Consider the following 21069-nt stretch of genomic DNA (forward strand, 5'->3'; position numbering starts at 1 on the left):
GCCGGTACCGGCCCCCTTCGCCGCTATTCGCCTCTCGCGGCGCGCCTTCTGGCGTTCCGGGCAAGCCCCTCGGGTTCGAGGGCGATCCGGCTGCCGTCGAGGAGCGACTGGATGCCGCCCGACGAAAACCCCTTCTGCCGTTCGCACAGTTCCCTGCAGTTTCCCGGACACCGGCTCTGGTTGTCGTCCGGCTCCGTGTAGACCGTAAGGACCCCCTCGTAGTTTCTCAGGATCGTCTTCCGGTCGGACCTCGAGACGACGTAGTTCGGCATGACGGGGATCTTGCCGCCCCCCCCGGGGGCGTCGACGACGAATGTCGGGACTGCGAGCCCGGACGTGTGACCGCGCAGGAACTCCATGATCTCGATTCCCTTGCCGATGGATGTCCGGAAGTGTTCGATGCCGCGCGAGAGATCGCACTGGTAGATGTAGTAGGGGCGGACGCGGATCTTCAGGAGTTTCTGGTTAAGTTCCCGGAAGATGTACGGACAGTCGTTGATTCCCCTGAGGAGGACCGACTGGTTCCCGAGGGGGATTCCCGCGTCTGCGAGGCGGATGCACGCCTGCGACGACTCCGGCGTGATTTCGCGGGGATGGTTGAACTGGACGTTGATCCAGAGCGGGTGGAAGCGCCGGAGCATGCCGCAGAGGGAGTCGGTGATCCGCATGGGCAGGACGACCGGGACGCGCGTTCCGATCCGGATGATCTCGACGTGGGGAATGGCGCGGATTTCGCCGAGGATCCATTCGAGCGTCTCGTCGGAGAGCGTGAGCGGATCCCCTCCCGTGACGAGAACGTCGCGGATCTCCGGAGTCCTGCGGACGTACGCGATGCACGCCTCGATCTCCTCCCGGGAACGGGCATGGTCCGATTGCCCGGCGAAACGCCTTCGCGTGCAGTGGCGGCAGTACATCGAGCACTGGTCCGTGACCAGGAGGATGCACCGGTCCGGGTAACGATGCGTCAGACCCGGGACCGGAGAGTCGACGTCCTCGTGGAGCGGGTCGAGGAGATCCGTCGACGCGATCAGAGTCTCCTTGAGCGTGGGCACCGCCTGGCGCCGGATCGGACAGTTGGGATCCCCGTGGTCGATCAGGCTCGCGTAGTAGGGCGTGATCGCCATCCGGAGCGTCGCGAGGCTCTTTTTGACGATCGCGGCCTCGTTCCGGGACATCGTGAGTATCCGCGACAGGTCGTCGGCTGTCGTGATGCGGTGTTCCATCTGCCAGCGCCAGTCGTTCCAGAGCGCCGGGGCCGTCGACTCCCGACGGATGTCTCCGGACGGTTCGCTCCTTCCGACCCTCGGGCGGAGGGGGAGCATGGCGTTCCTAGTCGATGTGGCGTCGGATTTCCTTGCAATAGAGGACAAGATCGTCACCCTCCGAATAGAAGTTGGGAATGCGTCCGCACTCCCTGTAAGCCGCGCGTTCGTAGAAATGTCTCTGTCCGTCGTAGTCGGATCGCCCCGCCGTTTCCACGCGGATTACCGCTCTTTCCGCCCCGGCGAGGAGCGCGGCGCACATCGCGTCGTCGAGTGCGAGTCCGACGCCCTTCCGCTGTTGCGACGGATCGACGACGATCCAGTAGAGATCGAAGGCGAAATCCGTCATCGGTGTCGGACCGTAGATCAGAAATCCCCCCGCGATTCCGCACTCTTCAGCGTCGAGAAGCGTGTAGTCGCGGCCCGGGGCTTCGGCACACGCGCGCAGGACTTCGTCGAGTACTGCGATTTCGTCTTCGGAAAAGGCATTGGTCCGACGGGCCATGGCGAGATACCGCCCGAAGTCTTCAGGCGACACGGCGTTTCACCGCCTTTCCCTTCAGGATCCTTCCGGCCGGATTTCCGTTCGCGAGCGCCGCGTCGACGATGCGGCCGATCAGCGCGTCGTACGGAATGGCGTTGCGGGAGGCCTGACGCGCCATTCCGGCGTCTTTCGAGATATCGGGGTTCGGGTTCACGTCGATGACGCAGACATCCCCGTCGCCGGACCTTTCGCGGAGATCGACCCTGTAGTAACCCCGGCAGCCGAGGGCCGTTCCCGCACGTTCCGCGAGATCCCGCACGCGACGTACGACGTCGGGTGCGAGAAGATCTGCGGATTCGGGAATGATCGCATATTCGGGCGACGCCGGATCCCACTTTGAGGAGTAGTTGAGGTAGGGGGGTACATCCCGGTATCGCGCGTAGTCGATGACGGAAATTCCGAGCGGCTCACGGTCGCCCTCGAGGAATGCGGCCGAGAATTCGCGACCTCCGAGGAACTCTTCGACGAGGAGTCCTTCCGGGTATCGGGCCAACCCTTCGACGACGATGCGGGGAAGGTCGCCGGCGTCGCGCACGAGCGAAGAATCGTCGATCCCGACGCTCCCGTCCTCGCATGCGGGCTTGACGAAGTACGGAGCGGGAAAGGGGACTTTCGTCACATCGGATGGATTGCGGACCCTGATCCCCATCGGGACGGGAACGCCCGAAAGTTCGAGCCGCGTTCGGGCAGTTTCCTTGTCGCGGCATAGGGCGAGCGCATCCGGCCCGTTCCCCGTGTACGGAACGCCGGAAGAGTCGAGATGGCGGCAGAAGACATTTTCGAGGGAGCTGTCGTCGCCGAAGCCTTCGAAGAGATTGAAGACGACGAGCGGCGAGACGTCTCCGATGCGTCGCAGGAGAAGGGGCGCGTCAGCGAAATCGCCCTTCCTGACGTCGAAGGGAACCGCGGAAAACCCGAGGCGGGAGAGGGCGTCGAAAACGTGCATACGGCACCGGAGAGCGTCCGAAACATCCGGACGGCTTCCGTCCTCGACCGCGACGGCGACAGGGACGACTCCCCGGGAACGGATGCGTTCCGGAGGTTCGGGAGGCTCCGAAGAGAGCGGTGCGTCTTCGGTGTGCGTCTGCATGGGGCTCATTCGTTCACGCTCCGTTTCTCAGCGGGTTTGAGGGGAAGGACCGATCGGGAAATGCCATTTCTCCGGAGCGCGAGGGAGAGGATCGTTTTGATGATGTCGGCGTACGTCCCGCCGCTCAGCCTGTAAAGGATCGGAAGGTCGCTGTAGGTCGGAGAGAGTCCGGGCAGGGGATTCACGTCGATGACGTGCGGATTTCCCGCCGCGTCGAGGCGGAGGTCAATCCGGGAGACATCCCGCAGTTCGAGCGCGCGGAACGCCATAAGGGCGCACGCTTCGGCCTTTTCGCGCACTTCCGCGGGGATCATGTCCGGTCCTTCGTACCGGACGCGGTTTTTCCAGTCGCGCTTGTGTTCGAGCGAATAAAGGAACGTCCCTTCCTCTTTCGCCGTCGGCGCGATCCGCATCATGCCTCCTGCCCAAGGCTCCTCGTTGCCGAAGATGCCGACGGTGATCTCGTCCCCGGGAAGGAACTCCTCGACGATGGCGTCCTGGTCGTAGAGCGACCAGATGCGGTCGACACGCGCGCGGGCCTCGGATTCGTCTTTCACGAGGGAATCGGGAAAGATCCCCTTCGAAGAGCCCTCGAAGCGCGGTTTGACGACCCATCGCGTCTCCTGTTCCGGAAGCGACACACGTGCGCCTTTCCTGAAGAGAAAGGCTTTCGGAACGGGAACGCTCTCTCCGGCGAGCGCTCTGTTCGTAAGGTATTTGTCGAGCGAAAGCGACATTGAAACGGAGTCGGATCCGCTGAAGGGGATTCCGAGGCTTTCGAGGATCGCCGGGACCTGTGCCTCGCGTCCTCTCGAGGTTCCCCGGCCCTCCGCGATGTTGAGGACGAAGTCCGGAGGGTTCTGTTCGATCTTCGAGAGGAAACGGTCGTCCTGCTCGAGAATTTCGGCCGCGAAACCGAGATCCCTGACCTGACGGGCGATGGCTTCGACGGTTTCAAGGGAGTCATACTCTTCGTACGAATCGGACGCTCCCCGGCGGGATGCCGTCGGCAGTTCGCGAACGTCCTCGGGCTTGAGATTGCATGCGATGGATATGGTGAAACCGGCCGACGAGAGGTCAGCCTCCTGGCCGTACTCTTCCTTCATCCGAGATGGATACCCCCTGATATCGCGCATCGTACCCGCTCGTGCGAGCGGGGCGTTCCGGTGTTCGTCGCGATGGTTCCGACTGTCCCCTCTGTGCCGGGATACGTTGAGAAGCGAATGCGCGTATCCATCAATCCCTCCTCGGGGCACCGGTTCCGCGGACCTTGAATTTCCGGGGGATCGTCTGTCGGTTCCCGGCGGTTCCGGTGCGATGAAAGAATGAGGCCCTTTCTTTCGCGGATTATATGTCTTTCCTGCAGGAATACAAGTGGGGAAAATATGGCTTCTGGTGCGGGTTTTTCAGAAAACGCGACATTCGGCGCGAAGGAGAAAACAGGGAGGGGATTCCACCCGTTTCCGGCGAAATCCCCTGAGGACGGAACGGTTACTTCTGAGCGGAACGGATTCCGAGAAGCCTGCCGAGAAACCGCTCCATGGCGCGGTAGAAGTCGAAGCGATTTTCCTCGTTCGAGAAGCCGTGCCCTTCGTTGTCCTTGACCATGTAATCGACGGGAATGCCGCGGGAACGCAGCGCCTCAACGATCTGATCCGACTCGGCCTTCTTGACGCGGGGATCGTTCGCCCCCTGGGCGACGAGCAGCGGAACCCTGATCCGGTCGGCCGAGAACAACGGCGATACGTTCCTGAGAAGATCGCGGTCCTTCTCCGGGTGTCCGACCTGTTCGTAGAACATCTCCCGGACTGGCTCCCAGTACGGGGGAATCGACGCGAGCAGCGTGAAGATGTTGGAAACGCCGACGTAGTCGACGCCGCAACAGTAGAGATCCGGTGTGAAGGCCAGTCCCGCGAGCACTGCGTAGCCGCCGTACGACGCGCCATAGATCGCGATCCGCTTCGGGTCCGCGATCCTCTGCTTCACGAGCCACTGGACTCCGTCCGTGATGTCGTCCTGCATCGCGCGCCCCCATTGTTTGAAGCCCGCCTGCCAGAACGCCTTGCCGTAGCCCGTCGATCCCCTGAAGTTCATCTGCAGGACGGCAGCGCCGCGGTTTGCGAGAAACTGGACCTCCGGGTCGAATCCCCATGAATCCCTGGCCCACGGCCCCCCGTGAGGCAGGATGACGACGGGCAGGTTTTTCGGTTCCGTGTCGAGCGGGAGCGTAAGGTATCCGCGAATTTTCAGGCCGTCGCGCGCCGTGTATTCGACCGGCCGCATTCCGGCCATTTCGTCTTCCCTGAGCCAGGGGCCGAGGTCGGCGAGCTTCTCGAGCCGCTTTGCGGACGCGTCGTAGAACCAGTAGGTCCCGAGATCCCTGTCTCCGTGCGTTACGACGAGCCAGCGCGTTTCGTCCCTGCTCCGGTCGACGACGGAGACCTCCTTGTCGGGAAGCCGGGATTCGAGCTCTTTCTGGAGGTTTTTCCGCTCCTCGTCGAAGAAGGTGATGTGGATCTTGTCCGTGACATACGTCACGCCGGTGAGGACATGACGTTTTTTCGACCAGAGCAGGCCGCCGACATCGACCTCGGGGTGCTCGAAGACGAGCTTGCCGAGCTTCGCGAGCTTCGGGTCGTACTCGTAGACGGCGAGTTTGTCCCGTCCGAGGTTCGACGCGACGAAGAGCCGGGTGTCGTCGAACGAGAAGAGAAGCGGATTCAGGCTGTCCCTGAAGTTTGTCGTCAGAATCGTGGTGAACGGTTCGTTTTCCCTTTCGCGATAGAGGAGGCTCGTATTGACGCCGTCCGTGGAGATCGCGATTCGCAGTCTGCCGGCGTGGTCGGTCATCCAGCCCGTGATATTCCCGGGGTTTTCCGCGATCATCGACATCTCGCCCGTATGGATATTGAGGCGGTACACGTCGAAAACGCGGTTGTCGCGCCTGTTCAGGCCGACAAGCATCTCGTCGGGATTGTCCTCGAGGTCGTCGACGATCGACGCGCGAACGCCCGGGAAGGGCGTGAGTTCCTTGAGGTTGGAGCCGTCCGTGTTGACCGCGAAGACGTGGTAATTCTCGTCGCCGCCGTTGTCCTGCAGGAAGACGATCCGGCTGTCGCTGGCCCAGAAGAACGCCGCGATATTTCTCGCCGTGGCGGCCGTCAGACGCCGCTCCTCTTCGGAACCGATCCTGCGGACGAAGACGTTCATCCGTCGTTCCCACGGCTTGAGGTAGGCGAGTTGCGTTCCGTCGGGCGAGAGACGGAACATCGCCGTCTCGGGATTGCGGAAGAAATCCTCGAGAGGGATGAGTCGGGGTGCGGCCCATCCTCTGGCGGAAAGAAGCGTGACGGAAAGCAGTATCGCGCAGATGAGAATGGTGAATTTCGAATGTTCCATAAAAACCCTCCTCGCAGAGAACCTTGATCGTTTTGCGTAGGAGCATGATACCATCTCGGTGGAGAAGCGAAACCGACGGGAATACGGAAAAGAGCCGGCGTTCCGCGGGGAATGGCAGGGTCGCCCCGGGCGACGGCAGGAATAGGAGGGAAGATGAAGCACGCCGGAAGAGCCGAAAGGAAAAACGGCGCCCTCTCCGGGCGTATCCGGGAGGTCGTGTCGGGGATATCGCCCGGGGCGGCGCCGGGGTCCGTCCGGACGCGTCCGGACGCGTCGCCCTCCGTCGTGACCGTAACGCTGCTGCGGGATGGGGGAACGCTCGAGCGCGCGAACGTGCCGATCGAAGACGCGATCGACGCTGTCAAGAGAGGCGGTCTTTCCTGGATTCACGTCGACGGCCTCGGAGACGCGGACGTCGTCGGGCGTCTCATGTCAGAATTCGGATTGCATCCGCTGGCGATCGAAGATACGATGAATCCGCACCAGCGTCCCAGGCTGGACGACTACGGCGAGTTCCTCTTCATGTCGCTCCGTCTGCCCGAAAGCGACGGCTTCGGCGGACACTCGGGACAACTGAGCCTTTTCGTCCTCAGGGAAACGATTCTCTCATTCAGGGAGGGAGGGGATCCCGCACCGATTCTGGCGGTCCGCGAGCGCCTCAGGAAGGAGGCTTTCACGACCAGGGTCCAGGGGTGCGGGTCGGATTTTCTGGCGTATTCGCTTCTCGATGCCGTCGTCGACTTCTTCTACGTTGCCCTCGAACGTGCCGGGGAACGTCTCGAATCGCTCGAAAACGAGATTCTCGCCGCGCCGGGACCGGCCGTCGTATCGGAAATCAGGGGCGCGAAACGGGATCTGCTCTCGCTGCGTCGGGCGATATGGCCGCTCCGGGACGTCGTGAGCGAGCTGCAGCGGACAGAGACCCCGCTTGTCACCGGAGACACCAGGGTGTACCTTCCCGACTGCCTCGACCATGTCCTTCAGATTCTCGATCTGCTCGAAACCTACAGAGATATCGCGTCGGGACTCATGGACGTCCACCTCGCGACGGTCAGCAACCGGATGAACGAAATCATGAAGATCCTGACGATCATCTCGACGATTTTCATTCCGCTGACGTTCATCGCGGGACTGTACGGCATGAATTTCAATACGCAGCTCTCGCCGCTGAATATGCCCGAACTGAACTGGAAATACGGGTACCTGTTCGCGCTTGCGCTGATGCTCGTCTCCGCGGCCGGGATGGCATGGATGTTCCGGAAGAAGGGGTGGATCGGTTCGACGCGGGGCTCCGCTGCCACCGAAACCGTCGCGAAGCGTCCCCCGGACGAATCCCTCTGATCCCGTCTCCGGACGATCGCTCCCGTGAAAGCGGAAGGGGAAGCCTGGGGCTTCCCCTTCGTGCGCCCTCGAGGCGACGGCGGAATGAGAGGGGGTTACGGCAGGATCGCGAAGACCCGCGCCGGGAATCCCGAACCGAAGAACGGCTTCGGAAACGCAGCGACTACGAGGGCCCCGGCTTCGGGAAGTTTGTCAAGATTTGCCAGGAGCTCGATCTGATAGTGGTCCTGGGCAAGGATATAGGCCTCGCAGGAATAATCTCCCGCACTTGTGGAGACTCCCGGATCGGTGTCGGTCGTCTCGTGTCCCGATGCGGTGATCTTCCGTTCCTCGTAGAGATACTTCAGGACGGACATGCTCCATCCTGGATAGTGCGCCACGCCCTTTCCGTCCTCATTGCGCATGGCCTTCGCGTCGGGCCATTTCTTCGACCAGTCCGTTCTCAGCGCGACGAAGGCGCCCTCAGGGATCGGGCCGTTCTTCGCCTCCCACTTCCTCACGTCATCCATCGAAACGACCGCGTCCGGGTTGGTTGCGGCCTGCTCGTGAATATCGAGCACGACGAGCGGAAGGAGCATTTCCTTCACGTCGATCCGGTCGATCGTCCGCTTCCCTCTGGCGAAGTGAGCCGGGGCGTCGCAATGCGTTCCCCACTGTCCGACGTGAGAGAAGACCTGGGCGAAAAAGCCGTAGCCTGCTTTGCCGACGCCCTTGTCGTACCAGTACACGGTTTCGCGGGTCTCATCGGGAAATCCGGGCCAGTGGGGAATCCCCGGTTCGAAGGAATGCGTGAGATCCACGAACGTTCTGGTCTTCAGAACGCCGTAGATGTCCGTCAGGGATGGTGCGGCCGCCCAGACGGCCCCTGCGCAGAGGATCAGCGCGCAGAGAGCCGCAAAGAGTCCCCATCGACGAAATCGCATGGAGCAGATCACCTCCGGTTAGAGTCGTTTTTTTCGTTCTCATCGCCTCGCGGAACGTTATGGGAAAGAATACTCTGAAATGGTCGAATATGCAAAAGGGGGAGATACGGCCCTTGCGCCGCATCTCCCCCTTTGCGCGACGGGGGAAAATCGCTACGCGACCTTTCTGAAGGTCGTTCCTTTCGCCTTGCAGATCGGACACTCGTCGGGAACGCCGTTTTCCTGGACGTATCCGCAGAACGGACACAGGTAGTATTCTGCGTCGCGTCCCTTCTCGAGGCCGGCCATCGCCTTTTTGTACAGTTCCGCGTGGACCTTTTCCGCTTCGTTCGCGAGCTGGAAGCTCCGGAACGCGGCCTTGTTCCCATCGGTTTCGGCGTCTTTCATGAAAGCGGGGTACATCTCGGTGAATTCGTAGGTCTCGCCGTCGAGGGCTGCCTGCAGATTCTGCTTCGTGTCGCCGATGCCTCCCGCGACGCGGAAGTGCGAATGGGCGTGGAGCGTTTCCGCTTCTGCGATTGTCTTGAGGAGTTTCGCGACTGCAGGATAGCCTTCCTTTTCCGCCTGTGCGGCATAGGCGAGGTACTTCCTGTTGGCCATGGACTCCCCGGCGAACGCATCCATAAGGTCTTTCATGGTTTTCGACTGACCCATCGGTCATCCTCCTTCGGATTGTGGCATGTGATGAAACCCTGTCCTTCTGCTTCTCCGCCTCATATATCGATTGGGGACCTGCGGATCGGTCCCTCTCTCCGGGACGTTCGGGGAGAATGCGTGCTATGCGCCGATCGGAACGATTGTTTCCGGATTCACGACCCGGAACGTGAACGATTCGGTCAGGAAGCAGCGAACCCTGCCGGACGTCTTGTCCTCGTAGCCGAGGGACATGTCCTGCCCGATGACGAGCTCCATGTCGCCGCCGCGGGAGGAGACGACGAAGGAGGCGTCCGGGGAATTCGCGAATACCACTTTCGATACGAGTTTCTCGACTCGCTTGATCAGCGGATAATCGGCTGCGGAAGAGTAGAGCTTCTTCCAGAGTGCCGGGGATGCCGCGAGTACGTACGGTCCCTCGACGGACGCGTCTTGGAGCATGAGAGTCGCGTCCATGATCGCGCGGAGGATTCCCTCGATTCCGTCGCCCGTCGTGAGCGGACGGTGGGCGGCGGCGTTCCTCAGTCCCACGATGCACCCTTCGTCGAGTCCCGAGTAGATGGCCGTGTCCTCGAAGGTCGCGATCGCCTTCGCGGCTTCCTCGAGAGGCTTCAGATCGGGGTTTTTCGAGCCTCTGGAGATATTGTCGAGTTCCCACTGCTCGAGTTCGAACACGGCCCTCGCCTCGACGAGCGGAAGGATCATGTTGACGCCGAATTCGACTCCCTTTCTCGGAACCTCGGTCTTGATGTCGAGACGCCCGAGCGGATGTCCGGCGTAGTTCCAGCCTTTCGGCCCGATGACGTCAACGAATTTTCTGCCCGTGAGAGCCAGGGAAAGAACCCTCCTGGCCTGCGAATCGAGTTCCTCCCAGGCTTCCTGCGCGATCATTTCGGTGGAGCGGCGAAGAATTCCGTTCATTCGATTTCCTCCCTTATCGAGAAGTGTCCGGCCGGTGTCCGGTTACACCCTGAGGCTGCCGATCCCGAGCGCCCCATCTCCGCCTTCGGATGCGGCGTTTCCTTCGATCGCGACGATGGATTCCGATGTGAACAGGTATGTCCTGAGCGCTTCGTCCCATCCATCCATGTTCCTGCGCAACCATTCGAGAAGCATCGCCGCGTGCTCGATCTCCTCGTCCCTGTTGTGCGCGAGGATTTCCCTGATTGTCGGGTCGGACGTCGCCGCAACCCGCTGATGGTAATAACTGACGGCTTCAAGTTCTTCCTGGAGACTTTTGAGCCCCCTGGCGCAGTCGTTGGTCTTCGGGTCCAGTGATTCGACGGGTTCCGTGTACTGCATGCTCTCGCCCCTTTCGTTCTCGCGTGATAGGTCCGGTTTCCATTCTTATTATACCCATGAAGGGTACCGAAGCAAAGCCGTAAGGGAAGCGGGCATTTTGTGCCCGCTTCCCTTACGGCGCCGGACATCGATTATTCGGTCTGCTGAATTGAGACTTTCCTGCAGGTTTCGGTCTGCGTCTTTTCGGTGATCTCGATCTGAAGAACCCCGTTGCGGAATGATGCCTTCGCGCTGTCGGGATCGACTTCGACCGGGAACTGGATGGAACGCGAAACGGTTCCGTAATAGCGTTCCGACCGGAAAACGTTGTTTTCCTCGACCTTTTTTTCGTCCGTCTTCTCGGCCTTCAGTTCCAGCCTGTCGGCGTAGACGTTCAGCTCGACCCTCTCCGGATCGATCCCGGGGAGTTCGAACTCCGCGTAGATCTTCCCGTCCTTCCGGTAAAAGTCCCCGCGAGGTACGGCCATATTTCTCGAAGGATCGGCGTAATAGCCGAGATCTGCATTGAATTCGTCGAAAACGCGCATCATATCTCGCACCATCCTGTCGACGCCTCCGAACGGAACGGTCGGGAAGAGACTCTCCGCCGGTCGGACCGCAAGCCATCTTCGTGTCATTTCGAAACACCTCCTGTATTGATGTATGTTGACCTTAGTTGTCATCATTATATATATCAGCATTGGTTAGACAAGTGCATTCAGAAACGTCTGCTCTCACTCACGAAGGAATATATTCATTTTGCGGCGCTTCGGTTAAGATTTCTCGTGATTGCTTCTCCAATCGAGCGAAAGAGGATGATCGAGGAGTGAACAAGCAGTCTCTGGAGCTTCAGACGCCCGTCTATCCGGTGCCGGTGCTGATCATAGGGTGCTATGACGCGAACGGGCGGGCGAACGCCGTGGCGGCGTCGTGGGGAGGAGTATGCTGCTCCGTACCGCCCTGCATCGCCATCTCGGTCCAGAAGTTGCGCTACAGCTACGAATGCATTCGTGACAGAGGGGCGTTCACCGTGAACATCGCGTCGGAAGATCAGGTTGCGCAGGCCGATTTCTTCGGCTTGTTTTCTGGGAGGGACTACGACAAGTTCCGCGAGACGGGATTGACGACCGAAAGGGGAACGTTCGTCGACGCTCCACTGGTCGTCGAGTGTCCGATCTCGATCGAGTGCAGGGTGACGCACACCCTGGAACTCGGTTCACATGTGCAGTTCGTCGGGGAGGTGCTTCGTTCGTGGGCTGACCCTTCCGTTCTGGACGGAAACGGGCTTCCGGATCCCCTGAAGGTCCGTCCGCTGGTTTTCATGCCGAAATACGGGACGTACTACGGAATCGGCCGGCCCGTCGGGAAGGCCTATTCGGAGGCCCGGAAATACCTTGGTTCCTCAGGGAGAGGCGTATAATCTGCGGGGTGTTGTTCATCGAAACCCCGAAAGGATGGAGAATATGATCGGAAGAAAGAAGGGGCTCGTCCTGGCGGCCCTTCTGGTGCTTGCGGCGATGTCTGTCGCGGAGGCGGCTCCTGCGTCGGTTGTGGTCGGCATTCCGCCTCTCCGTTCGTTTGTCGAGCGGATCGGCGGTTCGAGAGTGAGCGTGGAAGTTCTCTTGCCGGCCGGAAAGGATCCCCATGTTTTCGAACCTCTGCCGAAGCAGATGGTGGCTCTCTCGAAAGCGAAGGCCTACGTGTCGCTCGGTTTGCCCTTCGAGTCCGTCCTGATCGAGCGCGTGGCGAAGAACGCTCCATCTCTCCGCGTGATTCGCGCGGATGAGGGAATATCTCCGATTCCGATGGCGGAAAGCATGCGTGTCGCTCCCGCGCCGAAGAAAGGAAAGGAAAAACACGACGAGGGGGGGATCGATCCTCACGTCTGGTGCAGTCCGAAAAACGCGACGCTTATCGCGTCGAACATTCTCGGCGGGCTCGTCGCGGCGGACCCCGAGGGCGCGGCTGAATACCGCGCGGGATACGAAGCGATGCTCAAGGACATCGCATCGCTCGACGACGAACTGACATCGCTCTTCTCGGGACGTATGGGGATGCGATTTCTCGTCTTCCACCCGGCGTGGGGGTATTTCGCGCGTGACTACGGTCTCGTCCAGCTCGCCGTCGAGGTCGAGGGGAAGGAGCCGCGCGCCGTCGATCTGCAGCGGATCATGAAAATCGCCGCGGATGCGAATGTCAGGGTTCTTTTCGTATCGCCGCAGTTCTCGAGGCGGGGTGCGACGACGATAGCGGAAGCGCTCGACGCGAAAATCGCCGAGGCGGATCCGCTTTCTCCGGACTGGATCGCGAATATGCGGGCGGTCGCGGCTGCCTTCGCCGCAGCGTTGCGGTAGGGAGGACCGAAGATGGTGAGCAGATTCGGAACGTTCCTCGCCCCCGAGGGATCGACGGGAGACATTCAGGGGTTCACGAAAGCCGGAGAACTGCCGGAACGTTCGATGATCCCCGAAGAAAGGCGGTGGCGCCTCGAGGATATCTTCGCGTCGGAGGAAGACTGGGAAGCCGCCTTCGCCGAGGTGTCGGCGGCGTGCGACGATGTCGCCGCGTACAGAGGCGTGGTCTTCGCCTCCGCCGCGCGCCTCGCCTCGTTTCTCGCGTTTCGGGAGCGCATCGAGATCCTGGCGGGAAAGGTCTATGTCCACGCGGTCATGGGGAGCCACGAGGACTCGTCGCTTTCGGCGAGGCAGGCGATGGCGGACAGGGCCACGGCTCTTGTCGTGAAACTCGGGACTGCGTTCGCTTTCTTCGTTCCGGAAGCGATGAAAGCCGGCAGGGAGGAAATCGGGCGGCTCCTCGAAGAGCTTCCCGAATTGAAGACGTACGCATTCTTCTTCGAAAGCATCCTCAGAATGAAGGACCATACGCTCTCGACCGGGGAGGAGGAAATCCTGGCGCGGTCCGGCGATCTGGCACGCGTGCCCGAAAACGTCTTTTCGCTCTTCTCCGGAGCGGACATGCGTTTTCCGAGGATCACCGACGAGCTCGGCGAAGAGATCGAACTGACTGAGGAGCGCTACTACCGTCTCAGCCGTTCGACGGACCGCAGGGTCCGGAAGGACGCGTTCGAGGGGATCCACGGAACGTACGAAGCGTTCAGAAACGCCCTCGGAGCCATGTACTCCGGAAGCGTCAAGGGCGATCTCTTCTACAGCGCGTGCCGCCGCTACCCGTCGGCGCTCGATGCCTCGCTCTACGGGGACAACATCCCGGCTTCAGTGTACGACACGGTGATCGATACGGTCAGGGCGAACCTCGCGCCGCTGCACGAGTATATGGCTCTCCGCAGGAATGTTCTCGGAGTCCCCGAACTCCATATGTACGACATTGCGGCGCCTCTCGCGAAGGAGCCGAAGGAGGGGATCCCGTACGATCGCGCCGAGGAGATCGTGACCGATGGGCTGCGGCTTCTCGGCGAGGAGTATCTCTCGGTCCTTCGGAAGGGGTTCTCGTCGCGATGGATCGACATCTACGAGAATAAGGGTAAGCGGAAGGGCGCGTATTCCTGGGGAAGCTACGGGACGCATCCCTACGTGCTCCTGAACTACAACGGCACGCTCCGGGACGTGTTCACGATCGCGCACGAGATGGGGCACGCGCTTCATTCGTGGTTCTCGCACGCGACGCAGCCGTGGGTGTACGGAGACTACACGATCTTTCTCGCCGAGGTGGCCTCGACGACGAACGAGGCATTGCTTTCGGAACATCTCCTGTCGACGAGCGACGATCGCGAACGGACCCTGTCGCTTCTCAATCACGATCTCGAACAGACGCGGACGACGCTCTACCGCCAGACGATGTTCGCCGAGTTCGAACGCATCACGCATTCCGCGGCGGAGCGGGGCGAGGCGTTGACGCCCGATATGCTCTGCGACGCCTGGCGTCAGCTGAACGAGGCTTACTACGGGCCGCTGATGACGATCGACGGGCCGCTCGCGATGGAGTGGGCGCGGATTCCGCACTTCTACAGCGCATTCTATGTCTACAAATACGTCACTGGATTCTCGGCGGCGGTTTCGCTCTCCCGGATGCTTCTCGAAGGAGGACGCGGGGAGCGCGAACGGTACATGCGCTTCCTCTCGCGGGGCGGATCGGCGTGGTCGCTCGATATCCTGCGCGAGGCGGGAGTCGATATGACGACGCCGAAGCCCATCGAGGACGCGGTCGCGGCGTTCAGCCGGAAACTGGCGCTTTTCCGGAGGCTGCTGAGCGGCGACTGACCGGCTGAGACTCACACATCCGGCGCCGGGGACGCGAAAATGTCGCCGGCGCACCGGTCGAGGATGCGGACCATTTCCCATCCCGCGTACGAGAGTCCGCGGATCGTCGAATAGCAGACCTGGATCTCCCAAGGAGACTGCTCTGTTTGTCCGGCGCCGATCCTCCGGAGACGCCCGTTCCCGATCTCTTCCGCGACGCACGAGGCCGGGAGGAGCGCCTGACCTGCGCCGTGCAGTGCAAGGGCTTTCGCGGCGTCGATGCTGTTGACCGTGAGCGCGTCCGGGGATTCAGAACGGGGTCGGACGAAAAGCGAATTCGCGAAGGGGGCGAGTGGGCAGCCGGGAGCGTAGCGGATCAGCGGCAATCCCGAAGCCCCCTCCGTCGCGACGGTGACGAGGGGATCGATGCCGAGGACGCGGCAGGTCAGACCGGGCTCGGGGGGGTATCCGGAATCCTTTCCGAGAAGCGCGAGTTCCGCGGAGCCGTTTGCGACTGCTGCCGTCGCTTCGCGGCTCTCTCCCGTGGAAAGAGAGAGCGAAATGTGGGGAAACTGTTCCCGGAAGAGGCGGAAAGCCTCGGGAACGAGCCGGTACAGCGCATAGGACGTCGCCGATATCGCAAGTTTCCCGTACTTGAGAAGCTGCATCTCCCGGAACCTAGCCGGAATGTCGTCGGCCTTCCGGAGGAGATCGGTCGCGAGGACGTGAAGGGCCCTTCCCTCCGGGGTCAGGGAAACGGAACGTCCCCTGCGCTCGAAGAGCCGGACGTCGTACTCGCGCTCGAGAGCCGCGATGTGCTGGCTCACGGACGGCTGCGAGAGGAAAAGCCGCTCCGCGGCACGGCGGAACGACCCCTCCTCGACGATCATGAGAAACACGCGAAAGCGTTCGATATTCACTCCTCGCACCACACTTCCCTGATATAAGGAAAAACGATCACTCTCATTATAATGTCTTTATTGAAAATAATCGCGGATGGTATATCCTCCGATGTAGAGGTGGATACGTTCATGGGTGCCGCCTTTTCGGGAGGAATGTCATGCTTGACGGAAAGCGTACGTCCGACCTGATCGTATTGTGTCAGGATCTGATCCGCAGACCCAGCGTCTCCGGGCATGAGGTCGATGTCGCACGCTGCGTTGCCGGGTACATGCACTTCCTCGGATATGACGACGTTGCCGTCGATTCGTGCGGAAACGTCGTCGGCCGGATCGCCTTCGCCGCACCGGGGGGGCGCCTTCTCATGGAAGCGCAGATGGATCACGTCGATACGGGAGATCCCGCGTCTTGGAGCCGTTATCCATACGGCGCGTTCGTGGAGCGGGGCCGGATCTACGGTCGCGGTGCCGCCGACCAGAAGGGCAGTCTCGCCGCGATGATCCTCGCCGGAGCCCTTCTGAAGGAAGATTTCGGAGCCGCACTCTCGGGGGAGCTTTTCGTCGCGGGTACCGTCCAGCAGGAACGGTTCGAGGGTTTTTCGTCGCGCGTTGTCGGGGAATCGGTCCGCCCGGACTGGGTGATTCTCGGCGAGGCGACGGATCTCCGTATCGCCCGCGGGCAGCGGGGCAGGGCGGAGATCGTCGTCGAGACCCGCGGCGTCATGGCGCATTCGGCCAACCCGGAGTATGGGATCAATGCCGCGAACAAGATGATCTCTCTCATCGCGGCGCTCAAGGAACAGTTTCTCCCGCCGATGGATTCCTTCCTCGGCAAAGGCATTCTCGTCCTGACGAGTCTGTGCTCGTCGCCTCTTCCAAGTGCAGGCGCCATTCCCGATCGCTGTACGGCCACATTCGACCGCAGACTCCTTCTCGGTGAAACGAAACAGGCGGTTATCGCCCAGATACAGACGACCGTCGACCGGCTCGCCGCGACGGACCAAACCCTGAATGTCGACGTGTACGTCTCGAAAGGGGAAGAGCGCTGCTATACCGGATCGATCCTTGCGGGAGAACACTTCGCTCCGGCCTGGGTGCTGTCGTCCGACGACCCGTTTCTCGGGCGCGTCCGGGACGGCCTGCGGCGGATGCGTCTCCCGCTTTGCGTCTCATCGGGCCCTGGCTTCGGGACGAACGGGTGCCACTATGCGGGAACGCTCGGGCTTCCGACGGTCCTGTTCGGACCTTCGAGACAGGATCGGGTGCACGGCGTCGACGAGTTCATCGAAATCGAAGAGCTTCTGGCCGCGTGCCGAGGGTATTACGGCATCGCCTCGGGTGTTCTTGCCGCGTGATCCGGGGGGAAAACAGGAGGGTGTTCGTTTGACGAAACCGGTGAAAATGCAGTGCGTTCTTTGTGGAAGGGAATTCGCTCCGGGAGATGTCCGTTATACCTGTCCGGACTGTGGACTCGACGGGACGCTCGATGTCCTGTACGACTACGACGAGGTCCGCAAACACATGAACAGGAACTCGCTCGCTTCGGACGGAACCCGGTCGCTCTGGCGCTATCGCGCGGTGCTCCCCGTCGAAGACGAGTCGCACATGCCGCCGCTCTCCGTCGGATGGACGCCGCTCTACGAGGCGCCGGCGCTGGAACGGGCCTACGGAATCCGAAAGGTTTTCGTGAAGGACGACGGGCGGAACCCGACGGCGTCCCTGAAGGACCGTGCGAGCGCAATCGGCGTCGCGAAGGCTCTCGACGCGGGACAGACCGTCGTCGCGTGCGCGTCGACCGGAAACGCGGCGAGTTCGCTCTCCGGATTCGCCGCAGTGAGCGGTCTCGCGAGCGTCATCTTCGTCCCGCAGACGGCTCCGGCGGCGAAGGTGACGCAATTGCTCGTCTACGGGGCGACGGTCGTCCTCGTCCGGGGAGATTACAGCGACGCCTTTCTGCTCGCGACGGCCGCGATCGATGCCTACGGCTGGTACAACCGGAACTGCGCAATCAATCCGTACCTCGTCGAGGGGAAAAAGACCTGCGCGATGGAAATCGCCGAGCAGCTGAATTTCGAGGTCCCCGACAGAGTGTTCATCTCCGTAGGGGACGGATGCTGCATCGGTGGACTCCATAAGGGCTTCCTCGATCTCATGCGCCTCGGACTCATCGACCGGATGCCGAAGATCACGGGCGTTCAGGCCGAAGGGGCGCGTCCGATCCACGACGCGGTGGAATCCGGTTCCGGAAGAGTCACATTCGGCCCTGCCGACACCGTCGCCGACAGCATTTCCGTCGGAGCTCCGAGGAACTGGGCGAAGGCTCTTCGGGCGGTCCGTACGTCGGGAGGGACGACCGTGGCCGTGAGCGACGCCGAAATCCTTTCAGCGATTCCCGAACTCGCGCGCTCGGTCGGGGTCTTCGGAGAACCGGCCGGAGCAGCCGCTTTCGCGGGTTTCAGGAAAATGGCGGCCGAAGGCCGGTTGGCGGCGGATGAGAGCGTTGCGATCGTTGTCACCGGAAACGGTCTGAAAGACATAGAAAGCGCCCGCAAGTCGGTCGGATCGCCGATCGTGGCGGATCCGGATCTGGATGATTTCAGAAGCAAAGCGAGAGGAGTGGTGTCGTATGTTTGGTAAGGCGTCGGAAATTCTGAGGAACACGGACCCGGAAATCTTCGAAATCATAGGCCGGGAGAAGAAGCGCCAGCAGGACGGAATCGAACTCATCGCTTCAGAGAATTTCGTTTCCCCGGCAGTATTGGCGGCAGCTGGATCCGTACTCACGAACAAGTACGCGGAGGGCTATCCCGCCCACAGGTATTACGGCGGATGCCACGTCGTGGATGAAGCCGAAAACCTCGCGCGGGACCGGGCGAAGGCCCTTTTCCACTGCGACCATGTCAACGTCCAGCCGCATTCCGGCTCCCAGGCGAACATGGCCGTCTACTTCACCGTTCTCAAGCCCGGAGACACGATTCTCGCGATGAATCTCGCGCACGGCGGACACCTCACGCACGGATCCCCCGTGAATTTCTCCGGCAAGCTCTTCAACATCGTCCCGTACGGCGTGAGCCGCGAGACGGAAACCATCGATTTCGCCGAGGTCGAACGACTCGCGAAGGAGCATCGTCCGAAGCTCATCGTGATCGGTGCGTCGGCCTATCCGCGCGAGATCGACGCGGAGCGCTTCCGGACCATCGCCGACTCGGTCGGGGCCATGCTCATGTTCGACGTCGCGCATATCGCGGGCCTGATAGCCGCCGGATTGCACAAGGATCCGGTGCCGTTCTGCGATTTCGTCACGACCACGACGCACAAGACGCTCCGCGGCCCGAGGGGCGGAATGATCATGTGCAAGGCCGCCTATGCGAAGGATCTCGACAAATCGATCTTCCCGGGAATGCAGGGCGGCCCGCTCATGCATATCATCGCGGCGAAGGCCGTCGCGTTCAGGGAAGCGCTCCGTCCGGAATTCAGGGAGTACCAGAAGCAGATCGTCTCGAACGCGAAGGCGCTCGCGGATGCGCTTCTCTCCCGCGACTTCCATCTCGTTTCCGGAGGAACAGACAACCATCTCATCCTGATCAACCTGACGAGCAAGGGTGTGACGGGAAAGGCGGCGGAAGCCGCCCTCGACAGGGCCGGAATCACGGTCAACAAGAACGCGGTGCCGTTCGACACTCAGAGTCCGATGGTGACGAGCGGAATCCGGGTCGGAACGCCCGCCGTGACGACGCGCGGCCTGCGGGAGAGCGACATGAAGACGCTCGCGGCGTGGATCGACAGGACGATCAGAAATATCGACGACGAGGCGACGCTTGCGACCATCCGCGCGGAGGTTCTGGAGCTGTGTTCCAGGCATCCGCTGTACGCGGACCTCTAGGAGCGGGGCGATGATCGACCTCACAGTCGACGAAGGGAAACTCAGAAAGGCCGTCCAGCGGGCAAGGGAAAAGAACATCGTCATTCCGACGTTCCGTCAGATGAAGGATCCGGAGACGCACACTCCCGCCGCCCTCAAGGAACGTCTCCGTCGCGTGGGGCTCTGGGACGTCGATTCGGCGAACCTCTTCCGGATTACGTGGAAGAACGAACCCGTCAGACAGGGAGGCCTGTACGGCGATGTGAACTACATCGAAATCCCGTCCTGCGTCACGGGTGTCGACGCCCGGATCGTGGCACTCGTCGGCAAGTGGTTCCCGACGGGCGCCCACAAGGTCGGTGCGAGCTTCGCGTGCCTCGCTCCGCGTCTCGTTACGGGACAGTTCGACCCGACATCGCAGAAGGCCGTCTGGCCTTCGACGGGAAACTACTGTCGCGGCGGCGCGTACAACGCGCAGCTTCTCGGGTGCGATTCGATCGCGATCCTTCCGGAAGGCATGAGCCAGGAACGGTTCACATGGCTCCGGACGGTCGCCGGCGAGATTATCGCGACTCCGGGAACCGAGAGCAACGTCAAGGAGATCTACGACAAGGTCTGGGAACTCCGGAGGACGCGGGACAATATCGTCGTTTTCAACCAGTTCGACGAATTCGGGAACCATCTCTGGCATTACGAAGTCACGGGGCACGCGATGGAGGAGGCTCTCCGGGCCGTCATGGGGCCGAAGGACCGCTGCGCGGGCGTCGTGGTTACGTCGGGCTCGGCGGGAACCACGGGCTCCGGCGACTACCTCAAGGAGGTCTTCCCCGGAAGCTTCCTTGGCGTCGGCGAGGCGCTCCAGTGTCCGACCCTGCTCTGGAACGGTTTCGGCGCGCACCGGATCGAAGGCATCGGCGACAAGCACATACCGTGGATCCACAACGTCCGGAATACTGATCTCATCATCGACGTCGACGACGCCGCTTCGATGGCGATGATCCGGATCTTCAACGATCCGGCAGGAATCCGGTACCTGAAGGCTGCGGGAGTCGACGATTCGTTCCTCGGAAAACTGCCGCTCATCGGCATATCGGGAGCGGCGAATATCCTGATGGCCATCAAGGCCGCGAAATACTACGACCTTACGGGACACGACGTCGTCGTCACGGTCCTTACGGATTCCATGGAAATGTACGGGTCGCGGCTCAAGGAAATGGACGCCGAGCTTGGCGCGTATTCCGAGACGCAGGCGGCGGTCGATCACGGCCGTTACGTCCTCGGAACCGGCACCGACTGTATGCTCGAGATGAACTACCAGGACAGGAAGCGGGTCCATAATCTCAAATACTACACGTGGGTCGAGCAGCAGGGGAAGACATCCGAAGAACTGAACGCCCAGTGGTATGACCACGAGGAGTACTGGGGCTCCATCCACCGGATGGCGAAGGTCATCGACGAACGAATCGACGCGTTCAACGATATGACGGGGCTTTTAAAGCAAGGGCTACTCTGACAGGTAACTTGGGTTTTGTCCCGGAAGATTCGAGATTCGGAGACACCCCTCATCTTCCGGGACGGAATACCCGTCGGGAATGAC

The 21069-nt window shown here is 61.4% G+C and carries 19 protein-coding genes; 8 read left to right on the top strand and 11 right to left on the bottom strand.

The features are described from left to right. Nucleotides 1–23 precede the first annotated feature (23 nt). The 5 genes from kamA to ACZ5IU_RS12150 all read right to left on the bottom strand — a co-directional run bounded on the left by kamA (nucleotide 24) and on the right by ACZ5IU_RS12150 (nucleotide 6295). Nucleotides 24–1370, bottom strand: coding sequence for a lysine 2,3-aminomutase (gene kamA, locus ACZ5IU_RS12130; protein WP_464417666.1), 1347 nt, complete (start codon nucleotides 1368–1370; stop codon nucleotides 24–26). After that, nucleotides 1330–1800 (bottom strand): GNAT family N-acetyltransferase, encoded by a 471-nt coding sequence (locus ACZ5IU_RS12135; protein ID WP_464417668.1) that lies wholly within the window; start codon nucleotides 1798–1800, stop codon nucleotides 1330–1332. The genes kamA and ACZ5IU_RS12135 overlap by 41 nt, the downstream gene beginning before the upstream one ends. Further along, the gene (locus ACZ5IU_RS12140; protein WP_464417670.1) at nucleotides 1790–2905 is read right to left on the bottom strand and encodes a D-alanine--D-alanine ligase family protein; all 1116 of its coding nucleotides are present in this window, start codon (nucleotides 2903–2905) and stop codon (nucleotides 1790–1792) included. The genes ACZ5IU_RS12135 and ACZ5IU_RS12140 overlap by 11 nt, the downstream gene beginning before the upstream one ends. After that, a complete protein-coding gene (locus ACZ5IU_RS12145) occupies nucleotides 2902–4002 on the bottom strand; it encodes a D-alanine--D-alanine ligase family protein (RefSeq protein ID WP_464417672.1) in 1101 nt (366 codons plus the stop codon). Before ACZ5IU_RS12145 ends, ACZ5IU_RS12140 begins: the two co-directional genes overlap by 4 nt. 385 nt (nucleotides 4003–4387) lie before the next feature. After that, nucleotides 4388–6295 (bottom strand): S9 family peptidase, encoded by a 1908-nt coding sequence (locus ACZ5IU_RS12150; RefSeq protein ID WP_464417674.1) that lies wholly within the window; start codon nucleotides 6293–6295, stop codon nucleotides 4388–4390. A gap of 153 nt (nucleotides 6296–6448) precedes the next feature. Here ACZ5IU_RS12150 and corA point away from each other — a divergent pair, with 153 nt between their 5' ends. Then, entirely contained in the window at nucleotides 6449–7636 is a 1188-nt protein-coding gene (corA, locus tag ACZ5IU_RS12155; protein ID WP_464417676.1) for a magnesium/cobalt transporter CorA, read from the top strand. Between the two features lie 95 nt (nucleotides 7637–7731). Here corA and ACZ5IU_RS12160 read toward each other — a convergent pair whose 3' ends face one another. The 5 genes from ACZ5IU_RS12160 to ACZ5IU_RS12180 all read right to left on the bottom strand — a co-directional run bounded on the left by ACZ5IU_RS12160 (nucleotide 7732) and on the right by ACZ5IU_RS12180 (nucleotide 11132). Then, nucleotides 7732–8559 (bottom strand): cyclase family protein, encoded by an 828-nt coding sequence (locus ACZ5IU_RS12160; protein WP_464417678.1) that lies wholly within the window; start codon nucleotides 8557–8559, stop codon nucleotides 7732–7734. 153 nt (nucleotides 8560–8712) lie between these two features. Continuing rightward, nucleotides 8713–9213 (bottom strand): rubrerythrin family protein, encoded by a 501-nt coding sequence (locus tag ACZ5IU_RS12165; protein ID WP_464417680.1) that lies wholly within the window; start codon nucleotides 9211–9213, stop codon nucleotides 8713–8715. Nucleotides 9214–9336: 123 nt separating this feature from the next. Next, nucleotides 9337–10134 carry a family 1 encapsulin nanocompartment shell protein gene (locus ACZ5IU_RS12170; protein WP_464417682.1) on the bottom strand — a complete coding sequence of 266 codons (798 nt, stop codon included), beginning with the start codon at nucleotides 10132–10134 and terminating at the stop codon, nucleotides 9337–9339. Between the two features lie 42 nt (nucleotides 10135–10176). Further along, nucleotides 10177–10515 (bottom strand): encapsulin-associated ferritin-like protein, encoded by a 339-nt coding sequence (locus ACZ5IU_RS12175; protein ID WP_464417684.1) that lies wholly within the window; start codon nucleotides 10513–10515, stop codon nucleotides 10177–10179. A 131-nt stretch (nucleotides 10516–10646) separates the two neighbouring features. Then, nucleotides 10647–11132: an Hsp20/alpha crystallin family protein gene (locus ACZ5IU_RS12180; protein ID WP_464417686.1), complete on the bottom strand. Its 486-nt coding sequence runs from the start codon at nucleotides 11130–11132 to the stop codon at nucleotides 10647–10649. 188 nt (nucleotides 11133–11320) lie between these two features. Here ACZ5IU_RS12180 and ACZ5IU_RS12185 point away from each other — a divergent pair, with 188 nt between their 5' ends. From ACZ5IU_RS12185 to pepF, 3 genes are read left to right on the top strand one after another with little or no spacing between them, the layout of a single operon-like run. Next, nucleotides 11321–11914: a flavin reductase family protein gene (locus ACZ5IU_RS12185; protein WP_464417688.1), complete on the top strand. Its 594-nt coding sequence runs from the start codon at nucleotides 11321–11323 to the stop codon at nucleotides 11912–11914. Between the two features lie 43 nt (nucleotides 11915–11957). Next, entirely contained in the window at nucleotides 11958–12848 is an 891-nt protein-coding gene (locus ACZ5IU_RS12190; RefSeq protein WP_464417690.1) for a metal ABC transporter solute-binding protein, Zn/Mn family, read from the top strand. 12 nt (nucleotides 12849–12860) lie between these two features. Next, nucleotides 12861–14732: an oligoendopeptidase F gene (pepF, locus tag ACZ5IU_RS12195; RefSeq protein ID WP_464417692.1), complete on the top strand. Its 1872-nt coding sequence runs from the start codon at nucleotides 12861–12863 to the stop codon at nucleotides 14730–14732. Nucleotides 14733–14743: 11 nt separating this feature from the next. Here pepF and ACZ5IU_RS12200 read toward each other — a convergent pair whose 3' ends face one another. Continuing rightward, the gene (locus tag ACZ5IU_RS12200) at nucleotides 14744–15640 is read right to left on the bottom strand and encodes a LysR family transcriptional regulator (protein ID WP_464417694.1); all 897 of its coding nucleotides are present in this window, start codon (nucleotides 15638–15640) and stop codon (nucleotides 14744–14746) included. A gap of 131 nt (nucleotides 15641–15771) precedes the next feature. Between ACZ5IU_RS12200 and ACZ5IU_RS12205 the strand changes: the two genes are divergently transcribed. The 4 genes from ACZ5IU_RS12205 to ACZ5IU_RS12220 are packed head-to-tail and all read left to right on the top strand — an operon-like array spanning nucleotide 15772 to nucleotide 20985. Beyond that, complete coding sequence (locus ACZ5IU_RS12205; protein ID WP_464417696.1) at nucleotides 15772–16965, top strand: YgeY family selenium metabolism-linked hydrolase; 1194 nt, start codon at nucleotides 15772–15774, stop codon at nucleotides 16963–16965. Nucleotides 16966–16993: 28 nt separating this feature from the next. Then, complete coding sequence (locus ACZ5IU_RS12210; RefSeq protein WP_464417698.1) at nucleotides 16994–18247, top strand: threonine synthase; 1254 nt, start codon at nucleotides 16994–16996, stop codon at nucleotides 18245–18247. Then, a complete protein-coding gene (locus tag ACZ5IU_RS12215) occupies nucleotides 18237–19493 on the top strand; it encodes a serine hydroxymethyltransferase (protein ID WP_464417700.1) in 1257 nt (418 codons plus the stop codon). Before ACZ5IU_RS12210 ends, ACZ5IU_RS12215 begins: the two co-directional genes overlap by 11 nt. Before the next feature lie 10 nt (nucleotides 19494–19503). Next, a complete protein-coding gene (locus ACZ5IU_RS12220; protein WP_464417702.1) occupies nucleotides 19504–20985 on the top strand; it encodes a pyridoxal-phosphate dependent enzyme in 1482 nt (493 codons plus the stop codon). The last annotated feature ends 84 nt before the right edge of the window (nucleotides 20986–21069 follow it).

This window comes from Lactivibrio alcoholicus (genome assembly GCF_055390895.1).

Coding starts and splice junctions, on each gene's coding strand:
- ACZ5IU_RS12145 (WP_464417672.1), bottom strand. CDS start 4,002: ATGAAGGAAGAGTACGGCCAGGAGGCTGACCTCTCGTCGGCCGGTTTC.
- pepF (WP_464417692.1), top strand. CDS start 12,861: ATGGTGAGCAGATTCGGAACGTTCCTCGCCCCCGAGGGATCGACGGGA.
- ACZ5IU_RS12160 (WP_464417678.1), bottom strand. CDS start 8,559: ATGCGATTTCGTCGATGGGGACTCTTTGCGGCTCTCTGCGCGCTGATC.
- ACZ5IU_RS12215 (WP_464417700.1), top strand. CDS start 18,237: ATGTTTGGTAAGGCGTCGGAAATTCTGAGGAACACGGACCCGGAAATC.
- ACZ5IU_RS12150 (WP_464417674.1), bottom strand. CDS start 6,295: ATGGAACATTCGAAATTCACCATTCTCATCTGCGCGATACTGCTTTCC.
- ACZ5IU_RS12175 (WP_464417684.1), bottom strand. CDS start 10,515: ATGCAGTACACGGAACCCGTCGAATCACTGGACCCGAAGACCAACGAC.
- ACZ5IU_RS12220 (WP_464417702.1), top strand. CDS start 19,504: ATGATCGACCTCACAGTCGACGAAGGGAAACTCAGAAAGGCCGTCCAG.
- ACZ5IU_RS12205 (WP_464417696.1), top strand. CDS start 15,772: ATGCTTGACGGAAAGCGTACGTCCGACCTGATCGTATTGTGTCAGGAT.
- ACZ5IU_RS12165 (WP_464417680.1), bottom strand. CDS start 9,213: ATGGGTCAGTCGAAAACCATGAAAGACCTTATGGATGCGTTCGCCGGG.
- ACZ5IU_RS12180 (WP_464417686.1), bottom strand. CDS start 11,132: ATGACACGAAGATGGCTTGCGGTCCGACCGGCGGAGAGTCTCTTCCCG.
- ACZ5IU_RS12190 (WP_464417690.1), top strand. CDS start 11,958: ATGATCGGAAGAAAGAAGGGGCTCGTCCTGGCGGCCCTTCTGGTGCTT.
- corA (WP_464417676.1), top strand. CDS start 6,449: ATGAAGCACGCCGGAAGAGCCGAAAGGAAAAACGGCGCCCTCTCCGGG.
- ACZ5IU_RS12170 (WP_464417682.1), bottom strand. CDS start 10,134: ATGAACGGAATTCTTCGCCGCTCCACCGAAATGATCGCGCAGGAAGCC.
- ACZ5IU_RS12140 (WP_464417670.1), bottom strand. CDS start 2,905: ATGAGCCCCATGCAGACGCACACCGAAGACGCACCGCTCTCTTCGGAG.